General features: G+C 71.2%; 15 protein-coding genes. 1 reads left to right on the plus strand and 14 read right to left on the minus strand.

Annotation, left to right across the window (positions count from 1 at the left end; genetic code table 11):
• Nucleotides 1–143: 143 nt before the first annotated feature.
• The 5 genes from recN to ACFWQC_RS20765 all read right to left on the minus strand — a co-directional run bounded on the left by recN (nt 144) and on the right by ACFWQC_RS20765 (nt 5,183).
• Nucleotides 144–1,922, minus strand: a complete 1,779-nt coding sequence (recN, locus tag ACFWQC_RS20745) for a DNA repair protein RecN (RefSeq protein WP_378682211.1) — start codon at nt 1,920–1,922, stop codon at nt 144–146.
• Nucleotides 1,915–2,910, minus strand: a complete 996-nt coding sequence (locus ACFWQC_RS20750) for an NAD kinase (protein ID WP_378682214.1) — start codon at nt 2,908–2,910, stop codon at nt 1,915–1,917. Before ACFWQC_RS20750 ends, recN begins: the two co-directional genes overlap by 8 nt.
• Nucleotides 2,911–2,989: 79 nt before the next feature.
• Entirely contained in the window at nt 2,990–3,853 is an 864-nt protein-coding gene (locus ACFWQC_RS20755) for a TlyA family RNA methyltransferase (RefSeq protein WP_378682217.1), read from the minus strand.
• Nucleotides 3,854–3,864: 11 nt separating this feature from the next.
• Nucleotides 3,865–4,137, minus strand: a complete 273-nt coding sequence (locus ACFWQC_RS20760; RefSeq protein ID WP_378682220.1) for a hypothetical protein — start codon at nt 4,135–4,137, stop codon at nt 3,865–3,867.
• Nucleotides 4,134–5,183: an HAD-IIA family hydrolase gene (locus ACFWQC_RS20765; RefSeq protein ID WP_378682222.1), complete on the minus strand. Its 1,050-nt coding sequence runs from the start codon at nt 5,181–5,183 to the stop codon at nt 4,134–4,136. The genes ACFWQC_RS20760 and ACFWQC_RS20765 overlap by 4 nt, the downstream gene beginning before the upstream one ends.
• 64 nt (nt 5,184–5,247) lie before the next feature.
• Between ACFWQC_RS20765 and ACFWQC_RS20770 the strand changes: the two genes are divergently transcribed.
• Nucleotides 5,248–6,408 (plus strand): DUF1015 family protein, encoded by a 1,161-nt coding sequence (locus ACFWQC_RS20770; protein ID WP_378682224.1) that lies wholly within the window; start codon nt 5,248–5,250, stop codon nt 6,406–6,408.
• Between the two features lie 157 nt (nt 6,409–6,565).
• Here the strand turns inward: ACFWQC_RS20770 and ACFWQC_RS20775 are convergent, their stop codons facing one another.
• From ACFWQC_RS20775 to argC, 9 genes are all read right to left on the minus strand, one after another.
• A complete protein-coding gene (locus tag ACFWQC_RS20775) occupies nt 6,566–6,985 on the minus strand; it encodes a single-stranded DNA-binding protein (RefSeq protein ID WP_378682227.1) in 420 nt (139 codons plus the stop codon).
• Nucleotides 6,986–7,107: 122 nt separating this feature from the next.
• Entirely contained in the window at nt 7,108–7,677 is a 570-nt protein-coding gene (locus ACFWQC_RS20780; RefSeq protein WP_378682229.1) for a DNA-3-methyladenine glycosylase, read from the minus strand.
• The gene (gene argH, locus ACFWQC_RS20785) at nt 7,677–9,116 is read right to left on the minus strand and encodes an argininosuccinate lyase (RefSeq protein WP_378682232.1); all 1,440 of its coding nucleotides are present in this window, start codon (nt 9,114–9,116) and stop codon (nt 7,677–7,679) included. Before argH ends, ACFWQC_RS20780 begins: the two co-directional genes overlap by 1 nt.
• Entirely contained in the window at nt 9,116–10,576 is a 1,461-nt protein-coding gene (gene argG / locus ACFWQC_RS20790; protein WP_378682235.1) for an argininosuccinate synthase, read from the minus strand. Before argG ends, argH begins: the two co-directional genes overlap by 1 nt.
• Before the next feature lie 185 nt (nt 10,577–10,761).
• The gene (locus tag ACFWQC_RS20795; protein WP_378682238.1) at nt 10,762–11,289 is read right to left on the minus strand and encodes an arginine repressor; all 528 of its coding nucleotides are present in this window, start codon (nt 11,287–11,289) and stop codon (nt 10,762–10,764) included.
• Nucleotides 11,286–12,209: an ornithine carbamoyltransferase gene (gene argF, locus ACFWQC_RS20800; RefSeq protein WP_378682241.1), complete on the minus strand. Its 924-nt coding sequence runs from the start codon at nt 12,207–12,209 to the stop codon at nt 11,286–11,288. Before argF ends, ACFWQC_RS20795 begins: the two co-directional genes overlap by 4 nt.
• Entirely contained in the window at nt 12,206–13,402 is a 1,197-nt protein-coding gene (locus tag ACFWQC_RS20805; protein ID WP_378682243.1) for an acetylornithine transaminase, read from the minus strand. Before ACFWQC_RS20805 ends, argF begins: the two co-directional genes overlap by 4 nt.
• Nucleotides 13,399–14,340: an acetylglutamate kinase gene (gene argB, locus ACFWQC_RS20810; RefSeq protein WP_378682246.1), complete on the minus strand. Its 942-nt coding sequence runs from the start codon at nt 14,338–14,340 to the stop codon at nt 13,399–13,401. Before argB ends, ACFWQC_RS20805 begins: the two co-directional genes overlap by 4 nt.
• Entirely contained in the window at nt 14,337–15,368 is a 1,032-nt protein-coding gene (gene argC, locus ACFWQC_RS20815; RefSeq protein WP_378682249.1) for an N-acetyl-gamma-glutamyl-phosphate reductase, read from the minus strand. The genes argB and argC overlap by 4 nt, the downstream gene beginning before the upstream one ends.
• Nucleotides 15,369–15,402 lie beyond the last annotated feature (34 nt).

The raw sequence follows: 15,402 nt of genomic DNA on the forward strand, positions 1-15,402 counted from the left end.
CTGCCCGTTTGCTTCGGCGGGGGGGGGGGGGGGTGGGGGCGGCCGTAGTTTGGGGTCGGGTGCGCTGTGGGGGTGGTCGTGCGCCGACCCCACCCCCCCCCCCCCCCCCGACTCGGGTCGCCAGAACTGAGGTCTCGGACGGATCAGACCTTCGCTGCGCGGGCCACCTCGAGGAGCTCGCGGGCGTGCGCGATGGCGGTGTCGGAGGCCGTCAGCCCGGCCAGCATGCGGGACAGCTCGCGTTCGCGGGACTCGTCATCGAGGACGGTGAGGCCGGAGCTGGTGACCACGCCGTCGCTGGTCTTCTCGACGGCGACGTGGTGGTCGGCGAAGGCGGCGACCTGGGGCAGGTGAGTGACGACCAGGACCTGGGCGGTGCGGGCGAGGTGGGCCAGACGGCGGCCGATCTCGACCGCGGCGGTGCCACCGACGCCGGCGTCGACCTCGTCGAAGACGAAGGTCGGGACCGGGCTGGTGGCTGCCAAGACCACCTCGATCGCCAGCATCACCCGGGAGAGCTCACCGCCGGAGGCGCCCTTGTGGAGCGGGCGGGGCTCCGAGCCGGTGTTGGCGGCCAGCAGCAGCTCGACCTCGTCGAGGCCGTTGGAGCCGTAGCGCAGCCAGCGCTGGGTCTTGCCCGAACCGACCTGCCCCTCTCCAACCAGTAGCGGTGCGTGTGGCTCGTCCTCCGATGCGGGCGCGTCGGTCTCCTTCTGGCGTACGTCGACCACCAGTCGCGCATGCGGCATGGCCAGTCCGGTGAGCTCGTCGCTGACCGCCTCGGCCAGGGCGCCGGCGGCGTCGGTGCGCGCGGCCGACAGCGCCACACCGGCGTCTGCGAGGGCGGCTCGCAGCCGGGTGCGCTCCCCGCGGAGCTCCTCGATCCGGTCGTCGTCGGAGTCGAGCTCGAGCAGGCGCTTGGCACCGGTCTCGGCCCAGGCGAGCACCTCGTCGATGGTCTCGCCGTACTTCCTGGTCAGCGCGGTCAGCGCCGCGCGGCGCTCGGAGACCACGGAGAGCCGAGCCGGGTCGGTCTCGATCGCGGTCGCATAGGACGCGACGTCGGCGGCCAGGTCGGAGAGCAGGTAGGAGACCTCGGCGAGGCGGTCGGCCAGGGAGGCGGCGTCGGGATCGTGGTCGCGGACGCCGTCGAGGGCCTGGCGCGCGGCCGAGATGGCGCCCAGCGCGTCGGGGGCATCGATCTCCGAAGAGAGCGCCTCGCGGGCCTGCTCGGCGGCGGTGCGCAGCGTGTCGGCGTAGCCGAGCTTCTCCTCCTCCTGGGCGAGAGTGACGTCTTCGCCGGACTCCGGCGAGACCTCCTCGACCTCGCCGAGGCCGAAGCGGAGCAGGTCGGCCTCCTGTGCCCGCTCACGGGCGTGGGTGGTGACCTCGTCGAGCTCGCGCTCGACGCCTCGGAGCTCGGCGTGGATGTCGCTGTAGGCGGCGATGAGCTTGGCGACCGCGTCCCCACCGAATCGGTCCAGCGAGTCGCGCTGGGCGCGCGGCTGCAGCAGCCGGTGCTGGTCGGACTGGCCGTGGACCGCGACCAGCGGTGAGGTCACCGAGCCGAGGGTGGCAACCGGGACGGTCGCTCCCCCGACGTACGCCCTCGCTCGCCCTTCGGCGGCGACGGTGCGGGCCACCAGGACACGGCCCTCCTCGACCTCTCCCCCGGCCTCCTCGGTCGCCTCGATGACGCCGGGCAGCGACCGGGCGTCGATGACGCCCTCGACCCGGGCCGCCTTCTTGCCCTTGCGGACCGAGCCGGCGTCGCCTCGGCCGCCGAGCAGCAGCCCGAGCGCGGTCACGATCATGGTCTTGCCGGCGCCGGTCTCACCGGTCACCACGGTCAGCCCTGGTCCGAGCTCCAGGGTCGAGGACTCGATGATCCCGAGTCCGGAGATCCTGATCTCCTCAAGCATTCTCGCCTCCGTTCATCCTGAACGGACGCCGTTCCGCGGCGCCTCGCCATCCCTCCACAGACAGTCCGAACTTCCGCACCAGACGATCCGTGAACGGGGCCTGGTGCAGGCGAACGAGTCTGACAGGCTCCACCCCCCGGGTGACCTCGATCCGGGCGCCCGGGCCCAGGTCGTAGGAACGCCGGCCGTCGCACCAGAGCACGCCGGCGCCGTCCGCCCGGGAGATGACCTCGACGGCCAGCACCGAGGTCGGCGCGACCACCATGGCCCGCGCGAAGAGCGCGTGGGCGCTGATCGGGGTCAGCAACAGCGCCTCGACGCCCGGCCACACGACCGGGCCGCCGGCGGAGAAGTTGTAGGCCGTCGAGCCGGTCGGGGTCGCACAGACGACGCCGTCGCAGCCCCACCTCGACAGCGGCCGGCCGTCGATCTCGACGACGACCTCGAGCATCCGCTCGCGCGCGGCCTTCTCGACGCTGGCCTCGTTGACCGCGAACGTACGAAAGACCTTCTGACCGTCCTCGAAGACGCTGACCTCGAGCGCGAGGCGGTCCTCGGAGGTGTAGCGGCGCTGCACGATCGCCTCGATCGTCGACTCGACGTCGTCGTACTCCGCCTCCGCCAAGAACCCGACGTGTCCGAGGTTGACCCCGAGCACCGGGGTGCGGTGGGGCTGGACGATCTCGGCCGCGCGCAGGATGGTGCCGTCGCCACCGATGACCAGCGCCAGCTCGCAGTCACGGCTCGCGTCGTCCTCGTCGGCGGCGAGCTCGAGCTGCGGTTCGTACGCCGCCGGGTCGATGCCCAGGTCTGCGGCCTCGCTGGCCAGCACGCGGACCACGATGCCGTGGACCGCGAGCGACTTGGCACAGGCGAGGCCGACCTCGCGGGCCTCCTCGCGCCCGGTGTGGATGAGCATGAAGACCCGCCGAACCTCGGCTGGGTCCACAGGCGCTGGGTCCACCGGAGCGGTGTCGGCGTCAGTCACGTCGCCACCTCCGTAGCGCAAGCGCCAGAATACGGAGGCGGCGACGTGTTGGCCCGCTGGTTCACTCGCTGACGCTCGATCACGGATCAACCTTCTCAGACGGCACCGACACAACCCCGGTGGCGGGGCTCTCCAGGCCGCGCTGCTCGCGCACGGCCTCCTCGATCTCCGCCTCGGTGACGGTGGCCTCCCCGCGGCGCAGCCACAGGAAGAACTCGACGTTGCCCGACGGGCCCGGGAGCGGGCTGGTGGTGACCGCGCGTGCGCCCCAGCCGCGTCGCGCGGCAGCCGCGGCGACGGCGTTGACGGCCTCGGCGCGCAGCGCGGGGTCGCGGACCACGCCACCCTTGCCGACCCGGTCCTTGCCGACCTCGAACTGGGGCTTGACCATCAGCGCCAGGTCTCCCTCGGGGCTGGTGACCCGGATCAGCGCGTCCAGGACGAGCTCGAGGGAGATGAAGGAGAGATCGCCGACGACGACGTCGACGGGTTCGCCGACCACGTCGAGGGAGAGGTCGCGGATGTTGGTGCGGTCGTGGACGACGACCCGCTCGTCCTGCTGCAGCCGCCAGGCGAGCTGGCCGTAGCCGACGTCGACGGCGACGACCTGCCGGGCCGCGTTGCGCAGCAGTACATCGGTGAACCCGCCCGTCGACGCGCCGGCGTCGAGACAGCGGCGGTCTTTGACCGAGAGCCCGAGCGGTTCGAACGCCGCGAGGGCTCCGGCGAGCTTGTGCCCGCCGCGGGAGACGAAGTCGGGTCGGTCGGGGTCGTCGGTGACCACGATCGCGACGTCGGTGGTGACGCCCGTGGCCGGCTTGGTGGCTCGGCTTCCCGAGACCGTGACCCGCCCGGCGGCGATCAGCTCACTGGCGTGCTCGCGGGACCGGGCCAGCTTGCGCCGGACCAGCTCGGCGTCGAGACGCAGGCGGCGAGGAGGCATGCGCTCGCCTCTCAGGGCTGGTCGGTCGGCTGGGACTCGCCGGAAGCCGAGGCGATCCGGGCCATCGCGTCGTGGGCCCCTGTGTCGGGGTCCAGGGCGCGACGCAGCTCGGTGTGAGCGGCCTCGAAGACGCCTACGTGCTCGCCCAGCGGCAGCTCGTCGAGCCGGTCGAGCGTCTCGAGCACCGCGTCGACGCGGGCGACACCGGTGTGCGGCGCCGTGTCGGCGCCACCCAGCCCGGCCGAGGCCTCAGCCGGAGTCTCGTCGAAATGCTGCTCGCTCATGAGGCTGAGACTACCGTCCCGCCGTCGGCATCCGGGCCAGGCGGCACGGCCTGTGCGCCGATCGTGGCCACCGATCCGGTGGCGTCCAGGTGTGCCCAGGCGCCGGCCGCGGCTACCCGCCACCAGTCGTCGGGTCTCCCTTCGCCGGTGACCCGCAGCTCTCCGTCGCGCACCTCTGCTGTCCAGCCGCCGAGCCGCGCGGTCGTGCCTTCGGTCTCCGGCGCCGAGTGTGCCTCCAGCAGCCCGCCCAGGTCGGCGGAGATGTAGGAGGGCCGCCGCTGCGGCTCGGCCGCGACCAGGTCGTCGAGCCCGGTGACCCCGGTGAGCACAAGCAGCGTGTCGATGCCGGCGTTGCGGCCGCCCTCGATGTCGGTGTCGAGCCGGTCGCCGACCATCAGCGGGTGATCGGCCTCGGTGCGCCGGATGGTCTCCTCCAGCAGCGGTCGCGACGGCTTGCCCGCCACGACCGGCTCGACGCCCGAGAAACGGCGCAGCGTGTCGACCAGGACGCCGTGACCCGGCGCGATCCCGTAGGCCGCCGGGAAGGTCATGTCGGTGTTGCTGGCGACCCAGAAGAGCCCGTCCTTGATCCGCACGGCCGCGCGCAGGATGTCCTTCCACAGCAGCTCGGGGTTGTAGCCGGTGACGATCGCCTCGGCGTCCTCGTCGACGGCCACCGGCACCAGGCCGGCGGCCTCGAGCGGCTCGCGCAGTCCGGCGGCACCCAGGTTGACGACCTTCGCCCCCGGTGCGAGGCGCTCGGCCAGAACCCGCGCAGCGGCCTGGGCCGAGGTGACCACGTCCTCCGCGGTCGCCTCGATCCCCAGGTTGCGAATGTTCTCGGCGACCTTGGCCGGCGGCCGGGCGGCGTTGTTGGTGATGAACGCCAGCTTGAGCCCGGCCTCGCGTGCGGCGGCGAGCGACTCGGGGGCGCGCCGGACCGCTGTGCCGCCGATGTAGACGACGCCGTCGAGATCGAGCATCGCCACGTCATGGGCGGCGGCGAGCGGCTGGGCTGAGCCCTTCAACTGATGGCCGGTCAGCACACGAAGTTCCTTCTCTGAGTCGGGGGTTCGGCGAATGGCACCAGTGTGACCCTACGATGTGCGGATGGACGATACGGGTGTGGTCAGGGCGCCGTACCTCGGGCGTCCGCTGCGCCTGGAGCCGTTTCGAGCGCTCTCGTTGGCCCCTTCACGGATCGGGGACCCGACCTCCGCACGGCTCTACTCCCGCCCCTATCGAGGGGTCGCCTCCCGGATCAGCTCGTGGCTGGCGCGTGGCGATCTGCGCCAGCACCAGGACCTAGCGCTCTACCTCCATGAGTACACCGCCGCCGGGATCACCGTGCGTGGCGTCGTCGGGATCCTCGACGTCTCGCACCGCACCGATGACCCCGCCGTTGCCGCGGTCATCCCCCACGAGGGCGTACGCACCGCCCAGGCCGAGCAGCTCGCCTCCCGGATGCGGCAGATGCGGGTGCATCCGGCGCCGATCCTGCTCACCTACCACGCTCCCGACGGGATCGCGGCCCTGCTCGACCGGGTGCAGAGCGGCACGCCCGAGGAGCAGTACGACGACCACGGCGGCCAGCACCATCGCGTCTGGGCGATCACCGACGAGGCGCTGATCGGGCAGCTGCGCACCGCATGGGCGAACCAGCAGGCACTGATCGCCGACGGGCACCACCGCTACGCGGCGTACGCCGAGCTCCAGGGTCTCGCCGAGCCCGGTGACGGCGCCGCGACCGACTTCGGCCTGGCGATGCTGATCGACCAGGACGACACACCGCTGCAGCTCGGGGCGATCCATCGGGTGCTGGCCGGGGTGAACCTGCGCGATCTACGGGCCGCGGCCGAGTCCGTCGGCGCCGAGTGGAACGCCGGCGGCCGCGACGCCGCCCTGGGCAGGCTCGGACCCGGTGTCATCGTGCTCAGCGACGGCCGGGGCTGGGCGACCCTCGACGTCGACACCGCCAACAGCCCGATCACCGGTGATGTCGGCTATCTGCACGACCGCGTCCTCCCGGAGCTGCGCCGGCAGCCGTCGCGAGTGCTGCACGCCCACCAGGTCGACGCCGCGCTGAAGCGGGCCCGCCCGGGTCGTGATGTCGCGGTGCTGTTGGCAGCACCGACCTTCGACACCATCCTCTCCTCCGCCTCGATCGGGCAGCTGCTCCCGGAGAAGGCGACCTCCTTCCAGCCCAAGCCGCACCCGGGCGTGCTCATCCGCCTTCTCGACTCGGCGCGGTTGGAGAAGTCTCGCCATTAGGGCGTGCCTCTCAAAGACACGGCGGCCGCGAGCGGCGTTTCGGGCCGATCTGGCAAGGCGGCGCTGCGAAGGCATCCTGGCGGCTGTCGAGCAGCGCCAACGCGGCCAGATCGGATGCGAAACGTCGCGTAGCGGGCGTAGATTTGGGAGACACGCCCTAACTGGCCTGCCTGGTTGCCGCGGCCGCCCGACTCACCCGCCTCGCCGATGACACCTCCACCTCGGTCATCGACTGCAGCCGGCCGCCGGTCTTGAAGAACCGGCGACGCAGGGAGCCGTTGACCTCGATGACGTCTCCGACCTGCCAGGTCATCGCCGCTCGGCGGACCCGGGCGACCCAGGTGTGACACTCGAGCGCGTCGATCTGCACCCGGCTCCCCCGGCGTTTGTCGCGCGGCCTGTTCACGACCACCCGGAACGCGGTGAGCTGATCCCCGCTCGGCAGCTCCTTCTCCTCCGCGGCCAGCGACAGCCGACCGATCAACCGCACCTCGTTGACCGTCGCCAGCCCGCCGGCCGGCCCCATCCGCTCGCCATCGTCCGGTGATGGCTCCTTCTCTGCCCTTGCGACCGTCATCTCGATCACCTCCGACCACCATCCTGATCAGAGGCACCGACAGTTCCGCCCGGGGCTGTGCGGCCTGTGGAGAACCGCGGTCCGAACCGGGCCTGTGGACGGTGATCGGCCCGTCCAGCCAGCTATCGGAGGGCTTTCGCCGGCCGGTAGGGCGAGACGGTCGGGTCACCTGCGACCCAGAACCGCCACGGACGGTCCGGGGCGAGACGCAGCCCGACGCGCGGCCCGGCCGCGACCTCGATCCCCGCCCACGTCTCGTCGGGCGCCAGGTCCAGCTCGAAGTCAGTCGTCCCGTTCATCGCGAGGTCGATCCCGAGCGCCGAGCAGAGCCGCGCCGGTCCTCGGGCGAGATCGACCTCGCGTACCGGTCCACGTCGCCCCCGGGCAGCCTCGATCCCGTCGATGATCTCGCCGGCACGCAGCAGGATCCCCCCGGGCTCACCCTCCGGATGGCAGACGAGGTTCGCGCAATAGTGCATCCCGTAGGTGAAGTAGACGTAGAGCCGCCCGGGCGGACCGAACATCACCCGGTTGCGGTTCGTCTCGCCCCGGAAGGCGTGCGAGCCAGGATCGTCTGCCGCGTACGCCTCCACCTCGGTCAGCCGCACCTTCACACCGTCGAAGGACAGCGTCGCCCCGAGGAGCCGCGGAGCGGTCACCTCGGGGCGCTGGTTCAACAGGTTCGCGAGCACTACGAGGGACGGAACCCGGCTGCCTTGGCCCGGAGCTCGGCGAGCTGCTCGGTGACCCGGTGGGGAGCCGTGCCACCACGGCCGTCGCGGGATGCGACCGAGCCTTCGATGGTCAGCACCAGGCGTACGTCAGGGGTCAGCGCCGGCGAGATCGTGGCGAACTCCTCGTCGGTGAGCGCGTCCAGCTCCACGCCGCGCTTCTCCGCCGCCTGGACGCAGGCGCCGGCGAGCTCGTGCGCGATCCGGAAGGGGGTGCCCTGCCGGACCAGCCACTCGGCGATGTCGGTGGCCAGCGAGAAGCCCTGCGGGGCGAGCTCGGCCATCCGGTCGGTGTTGTAGACCAGCGTCGCGACCTGGCCGGTGAAGGCCGGGAGCAGCACCTCCAGGGTGTCCAGGGAGTCGAAGACCGGCTCCTTGTCCTCCTGCAGGTCGCGGTTGTACGCCAGCGGCAGCGCTTTCAGCGTCGTCAGCAGGCCGGTCACGTTGCCGACCAGGCGTCCAGCCTTGCCGCGGGCGAGCTCGGAGATGTCCGGGTTCTTCTTCTGCGGCATGATGCTCGAGCCCGTCGACCAGGAGTCGTGCAGCGTGACGAAGCCGAACTCCTTGGTCGCCCACAGGATGATCTCCTCGGCGATCCGGCTGATGTCGACCCCGATCTGCGCGCACACGTAGGCGAACTCGGCGACGAAGTCACGCGAGGCGGTCCCGTCGATCGAGTTGGCGCTCGAACCGGTGAAGCCCAGCTCGGAGGCGACCAGCTCGGGGTCGAGGCCGAGCGACTGCCCCGCGAGCGCCCCGGACCCGTAGGGCGAGTCGCACACGACCCGCGCCCGCCAGTCGTTGAGCCGGTCGACGTCGCGCAGCAGCGCCCAGGCGTGGGCCATCAGGTGGTGGGAGAGCAGCACCGGCTGGGCGTGCTGGAGGTGCGTACGTCCCGGCATGATGCTGGGCCCACCTGGAAGGGCCATGTTCGCGTCGGCCTGAGCGGCGAGCGCGTCGATGAGATCGAGCACGAGCCCACGGAGCACCCGCTCGTGGTCGAGCAGATAGCTTCGGAACAGGGTCGCGATCTGGTCGTTGCGTGAGCGCCCGGCCCGCAGCTTGCCACCGACGTCAGGGCCGATCTCCTCGATGAGCAGCCGCTCGAGCGCGCCGTGTACGTCCTCGTCCGAGGCAGCCGGAAGAAGCCGTCCGGCGGTGAACCGGTCGGCGAGAACGTCGAGACCCCGATGGATCTCGTTCTCCTCGTCACCGGTGAGCAGCCCGGCCGCGCCCAGCGCCTTCGCATGGGCGTGGGACCCGGCGATGTCGTAGAGCGCCAGCCGCCAGTCGAACTGCGTCGAGCGCGAGAGCGCCTCGAGCTCCGGCGACGGACCACCGGCGAACCGGCCGCCCCAGAGCTTGCCCTCGTTGGTGGTGTTGGCAGGTGTGTTCGACATCAGTCGTTGCCCGCCTCCAGCGCGGCCTCGTCCAGGATCGTGTCGTCCAGGACGGACGCCTCGGCGGGAAGAGCGGCCGGGAGCGGCTTGCCGTCGGTGGCGGCGATGCGGTCGAAGCCGCCGGCGGGCAGCTCGCCGAAGAGGGTGCCGTGCTCGACGAGCACCGTTCCCTGGTCCAGGGGATGCCCGGCGTAGATCTCCAGCTTGGAGCGGGAGTCGGCGATGTCGAGGTTGCGCATGGTGAGCTGGCCGATGCGGTCGACGGGGCCGAAGGCGGCGTTCTCGACACGCTCCATGGAGAGCTTCTCGGGGTGGTAGGAGAAGTGGGAACCCTCGGTGTTCAACACGGTGTAGTCCTCACCCCGGCGCAGCCGGAGCGTGACCGTTCCCGAGACCAGCGAGGCGATCCAGCGCTGGATCGACTCGCGCAGCATCAGCGCCTGCGGGTCGAGCCAGCGGCCCTCGTAGAGCAGCCGGCCGAGCTTGCGGCCCTCGTTGTAGTAGTTGGACATGGTGTCCTCGTTGTGCACGGCGTTGAGCAGCCGCTCGTAGGCCGCCCACAGCAGGGCCATGCCCGGCGCCTCGTAGATGCCGCGGGACTTGGCCTCGATGATCCGGTTCTCGATCTGGTCGGACATGCCCAGGCCGTGGCGGCCGCCGATCGCGTTGGCCTCGTAGACCAGCTCGACGGGGTCGGCGTAGGACTTGCCGTTGATCGCCACCGGACGGCCCTCGACGAAGGACACCGAGACGTCCTCGGTCTCGATCGAGACCGACGGGTCCCAGAACTTCACGCCCATGATCGGCTCGACCGTCTCCAGCGACACGTCGAGGTGCTCCAGGGTCTTGGCCTCGTGGGTGGCGCCCCAGATGTTGGCGTCGGTGGAGTAGGCCTTCTCGGTGGAGTCGCGGTAGGGCAGGTCGTGCGCGACCAGCCACTCCGACATCTCGTGGCGGCCACCGAGCTCGTGGACGAAGTCGGCGTCGAGCCAGGGCTTGTAGATGCGCAGCTCGGGGTTGGCCATCAGGCCGTAGCGGTAGAACCGCTCGATGTCGTTGCCCTTGAAGGTCGACCCGTCGCCCCAGATGTTGACGTCGTCGGCCTGCATGGCCCGCACCAGCATGGTGCCGGTCACCGCACGCCCCAAGGGCGTGGTGTTGAAGTACGCACGGCCACCCGAGCGGATGTGGAAGGCACCGCAGGCGAGCGCGGCCAGGCCCTCCTCGACGAGCTGCGGCTTGATGTCGATGGCGCGGGCGATCTCGGCGCCATAGGCCATCGCACGGTCCGGTACGCCGGAGATGTCGGGCTCGTCGTACTGCCCGATGTCGGCGGTGTAGGTGCACGGCACCGCACCCTTGTCGCGCATCCAGGCGACCGCCACGGAGGTGTCGAGACCTCCGGAGAAGGCGATGCCGACGCGCTCACCCTTGGGAAGGGAGGTCAGGACCTTGCTCACGAGATGTTGCTCCTTGCTTCGAAAACTTACGGAATGTCTGTGGTGAGGGTCTGACAGAGAATTATGTGCACACCCTGCGCCGCCATGGCACGCGCTCGGCGGCGTTGCCCCGCCTCGACGTACCCCGGTATGCCTTCGACGGGGCGCCTTGCCGAGCACGCACGCTGACGACGCAGAATGCACACCTAATTCTCCGTCAGACCCCTGCCGGCGAGGCTGAGGAAGCGGTTGACGAGCGCCGCCCCGCCCTTGGGCTCGCGGCCGATGACGAGCACGGTGTCGTCGCCGGCGATGGTGCCGAGGATGTCGGGATACTCGGCCCGGTCGATCGCGGAGGCGAAGTACTGGGCACCCCCTGCAGGAGTACGCAGCACCACCAGGTTCCCAGTCCCGTCGGCGCTCACCAGCAGCTCGCGGGCGAGTCGGCCGAGCTTGCTGCGACCGCTGGCTGACTCCCCCGGAGCCACGGCGGTGCGGTCACCGCCCTCACCGGGAACCGCGTAGACCAGCGCACCGGACGGGGCCCGCACCTTGACCGCGTCGAGCTCGTCCAGGTCACGCGAGAGCGTCGCCTGGGTGACGTGAACCCCGTGGGCGAGCAGCGCCTCGGAGAGCTCGGTCTGGGACCGGATCTCCTTGCCCCAGATGATGTCGACGATCAGGGACTGGCGCGCACCCTTCGTCGCCGGCCGCTGGGTCTCGTTCGTGGTCATCGCCGCTCCCACAGGAAGGCCAGGATCGCCTTCTGGGCATGGCGCCGGTTCTCCGCCTCGTCCCACACCAGACTCCGCGGACCGTCGAGCACCTCGGCCTCGATCTCCTTGCCGCGGTAGGCGGGCAGGCAGTGCAGCACGACCGCGTCGGGGTCGGCGTGGCCGAGCAGCTCGGTGGTGAGCGCGTAGGGCGAGAACACCGCGGCCCGGGCGGCCGCCTCGCTCTCCTTGCCCATCGAGACCCAGGTGTCGGTGATGAGTACGTCGGCCCCGGCTGCCGCCGCGACCGGGTCGGAGGTCACCGTGACCGAGCCGCCGGTCTCCTCGGCGATCTCCTTGGCCCGGACCAGCACCTCCGCGTCAGGTGCGTAGCCGTCCGGCGCGCCGAACCGGACGTGCATCCCGGCGATCGCCCCGGCCAGCGCCCAGGAGTTGCCCATGTTGCAGGCCGCGTCGCCGAGGAAGGCCGCGGTCAGACCCGCCAGGGACCCCTTGTGTTCCTGCAGCGTCTGCAGGTCGGCGAGCAGCTGGCAGGGGTGGAACTCGTCGGTGAGCGCGTTGACGACCGGGACGCCGGAGTGGGCGGCCATCTCCTCGAGGTCGCTCTGCGCGAACGTACGCCACACGATCTCGCCCGCTTGCCGGCCGAGCACCCGGGCGACGTCGGCGACCGACTCCCGCTCACCGATCCCGGCCAGGCGGCCGTCGACGAGCATCGAGTGGCCGCCGAGCTCGGCGATCCCGGAGGAGAACGAGGCCTGGGTGCGCAGTGTCGGCTTGTCGTAGATCGTGGCCACGGTCACCGGGCCGGCGAGCGGCTTGGCGGCGTAGGGGTCCTGCTTCATCGCTGCCGCGAGCGCCAGCACCTCGGCCTGCTCGGCCGGGGTGAGGTCGTCGTCGCGGAGGAAGTGTCTGGTCACTTCGTGCCCCCAGCATTTTCCAGGGCCGTCTGGGCCGCGTCGAGGATGGCCGGCCAGGCAGCCAGGAGGCTCTCGGCGTCGTCCTCGGTGAGCACGAGCGGCGGCACGATCCGGATCCGCTCGGGCGTGGCGTTGTTGAGGATGAAGCCGGCCTCGAGAGCGGCCGCGGCGACGGCGCCCGAGTCCAGCCCGGCGAGGACCACTCCGATGAAGAGGCCCTCCCCGTCGACCCGGGTGACCCGCGGGTCGGCGGCGAGGCCGTCGCGCAGCTTCTGCCCGAGCACGGTGACGTGCTCGAGGAGCCCGTCGGCCTCGATGGTGTCGATCACCGCGAGTCCTGCGGCACAGGCGACCGGGTTGCCACCGAAGGTGGTGCCGTGGTTGCCGGGCTCGAAGAGCGTCGCGGCCCGGCCCAGACCGATGCAGGCGCCGATCGGGAAGCCGCCGCCGAGGCCCTTGGCCAGGGTGACGATGTCGGCGGTGATGCCGGAGGTCTCGTGGGCGAACCAGCGGCCGGTGCGACCCAGACCGGACTGGATCTCGTCGAGCCAGAGCAGGGCGCCGTGCTCATCGGCCACGGCCCGCGCCGCCGCCAGGTAGTCGGCGGGCGGCACGATGACGCCGGCCTCACCCTGGATCGGCTCCAGGATGATCGCCGCGGTCTCGTCGGTCACGGCCGCGGCCAACGCCTCGGCATCGCCGTAGGGGACGAAGGTGACCTCGCCCGGCAGCGGCTCGAACGGAGCCCGGTAGGCCTCCTTGGCGGTCAGCGCCAGGGCACCCATCGAGCGGCCGTGGAAGGCACCCTGAGCAGCCACGATGTGCTTCCGCCCGGTGCGCCGGGTCAGCTTGAAGCCCGCCTCGTTGGCCTCGGTGCCGGAGTTGGTGAAGAAGACCCGACCGCTCTCGCCTCCGGGGACCCTGGCGAGCAGCGCCTCGGCCAGCTCGACCTGCGGGTGTGAGGTGAAGAAGTTGGAGACGTGGCCGAGGGACTCCATCTGGGACGTCACCGCGGAGACCAGGGCCGGGTGGGCGTGGCCGAGCGCGTTGACCGCGATGCCGGCCAGCAGGTCGACGTACTCCTTGCCTTCCTCGTCCCACACGTGGGCACCCTCGCCTCGGGTGAGGACCAGCTTGGGAGCACCGAAGGTGTTCATCATGGAGGCGGCGTAGCGCTCGCCGTACGTGGTCACTGGTTCAGCTCCCTTGCCTTGCGGGTCTTGGTGGTGACGCCGGGGAGCACCTGGGTGCCGACCCCCTCGGCGGTGAACAGCTCGAGCAGCACGGCGTGCTGCTCGCGGCCGTCGACGACGGTGGCGCGCTTGACGCCGCCCTTGACCGCCTCCAGGCAGGCGCTCATCTTCGGGATCATCCCGCTGGCCAGCTCGGGCAGGATGCCCTCCAGCGCCTCGGGACTGATCTCCCCGATGACCTCCTCGGGGTCGGGCCAGTCGAGGTAGAGACCCTCGACGTCGGTCAGGACCAGCAGCTTCTCGGCCTCGAGTGCGACCGCCAGGGCCGAGGCGGCGCGGTCGGCGTTGACGTTGTAGACGACGCCGTCGACGTCGGGCGCGACGCTGGAGACGACCGGGATCCGGCCGGCCTCGATGATGTCGAGGACCGACTCGGGACGTACGTCGACGACCTCGCCGACCTGGCCGAGGTCGACCTCCTCACCGTCGACGACGGTGCTGGCCGGCTCGGCGGTGAAGAGTCCGGCGTCCTCACCGGAGAGCCCGACCGCCAGCGGACCGTGCTCGTTGATCAGCCCGACGAGCTCACGCTGGACCTGGCCGACCAGGACCATCCGCACGACGTCCATGGCCTCCGGGGTGGTCACCCGCAGCCCGCCGCGGAACTCCGACTCGATGCCGAGCCGGTCGAGCATGCTCGAGATCTGCGGGCCGCCGCCGTGCACGACGACCGGCTTGAAGCCGGCGAACCGCATGAAGGCGATGTCTTCGGCGAAGGCACGCTTGAGCTTGTCGTCGGTCATGGCGTTGCCGCCGTACTTCACCACGACGATCTTGCCGTGATACTCCTTCAGCCACGGCAGGGCGCCGGCGAGCGTACGCGCCTTGGCGGGGTCGGGCCGTCCGGGCTCGTGGGCAACGGTCTCGAGGTCGATCACGGCGCGACTCCCACAGTAGTGAGACCGGTGGTCTCCTCGAGACCGAGCGCGAGGTTCATGCACTGGATCGCTCCCCCGGCGGTGCCCTTGGCGAGGTTGTCCTCGGCCCCGACGACGACCAGCCGCCCGGCGGCCTCGTCGACGGTCACCTGCAGGTGGACAGCGTTGGAGCCGAGCACGGCCTGGGTCTGGGGCCACTGGCCCTCAGGCAGCAGGTGGACGAAGGGCTCGTCGCCGTACGCCTTCTCGTAGACGGCACGCGCATCGGCCGCCGTCACGCCCTCACCGAGCTTGGCCGAGCAGGTGGCCAGGATGCCGCGCGGCATCGGCACCAGCACCGGGGTGAACGAGACCGACACCTCGCCGTCGACCAGCGCGGAGAGGTTCTGGACGATCTCGGGGGTGTGCCGGTGGACGCCGCCGACGCCATAGGCGCTGACGTTGCCCATGACCTCGGCACCGATCAGGTGCGGCTTGGACGACTTCCCGGCGCCGCTGGTCCCGGTGGCGGCGACCACGACGACCTCGGGGTCGACGATCCCGGCCTCGACGGCCGGGGCCAGAGCCAGGGTGGAGACGGTCGGGAAGCAGCCCGGCACCGCGATCCGGTTGGCCTCGGAGAGCGCGGCCCGCTGTCCGGGGAGCTCCGGGAGCCCGTAGGGCCAGGTGCCGGCGTGGTCGGTGCCGTAGAACTTCGTCCACGTCTCGGCGTCGGCGAGCCGGTAGTCGGCGCCGCAGTCGATCACGACCACGTCGTCGGGAAGGCCGGCCGCGATCGGACCGGACTCGCCGTGCGGCAGCGCCAGGAAGACGACGTCGTGACCGGCGAGGGTCTCGGTGTTGGTGGGCTCGAGAACTCGGTCGGCGAGCGGGATCAGGTGGGGCTGGAGGCTGCCCAGGGTCTTGCCCGCGCTGGAGGCGGCGGTCAGGGCGCCGATCTCCACCTCGGGGTGGGCCAGCAGCAGCCTGAGCAGCTCACCTCCGGCATATCCACTGGCACCGGCGACGGCGACGCGCTTCTTCGTCATGTGTATGAACATACGTCAGACTGCATGTATGTCG

Source organism: Nocardioides sp. NPDC058538, from assembly GCF_042719275.1.
Lineage (GTDB): Bacteria > Actinomycetota > Actinomycetes > Propionibacteriales > Nocardioidaceae > Nocardioides.

Bases quoted from the DNA above. Each gene is read 5' to 3' on its own strand.
- ACFWQC_RS20755 (WP_378682217.1), bottom strand. From the start codon at position 3,853: ATGCCTCCTCGCCGCCTGCGTCTCGACGCCGAGCTGGTCCGGCGCAAG.
- argC (WP_378682249.1), bottom strand. From the start codon at position 15,368: ATGACGAAGAAGCGCGTCGCCGTCGCCGGTGCCAGTGGATATGCCGGA.
- ACFWQC_RS20795 (WP_378682238.1), bottom strand. From the start codon at position 11,289: ATGACCACGAACGAGACCCAGCGGCCGGCGACGAAGGGTGCGCGCCAG.
- ACFWQC_RS20760 (WP_378682220.1), bottom strand. From the start codon at position 4,137: ATGAGCGAGCAGCATTTCGACGAGACTCCGGCTGAGGCCTCGGCCGGG.
- argH (WP_378682232.1), bottom strand. From the start codon at position 9,116: ATGTCGAACACACCTGCCAACACCACCAACGAGGGCAAGCTCTGGGGC.
- ACFWQC_RS20770 (WP_378682224.1), top strand. From the start codon at position 5,248: ATGGACGATACGGGTGTGGTCAGGGCGCCGTACCTCGGGCGTCCGCTG.
- recN (WP_378682211.1), bottom strand. From the start codon at position 1,922: ATGCTTGAGGAGATCAGGATCTCCGGACTCGGGATCATCGAGTCCTCG.
- ACFWQC_RS20775 (WP_378682227.1), bottom strand. From the start codon at position 6,985: ATGACGGTCGCAAGGGCAGAGAAGGAGCCATCACCGGACGATGGCGAG.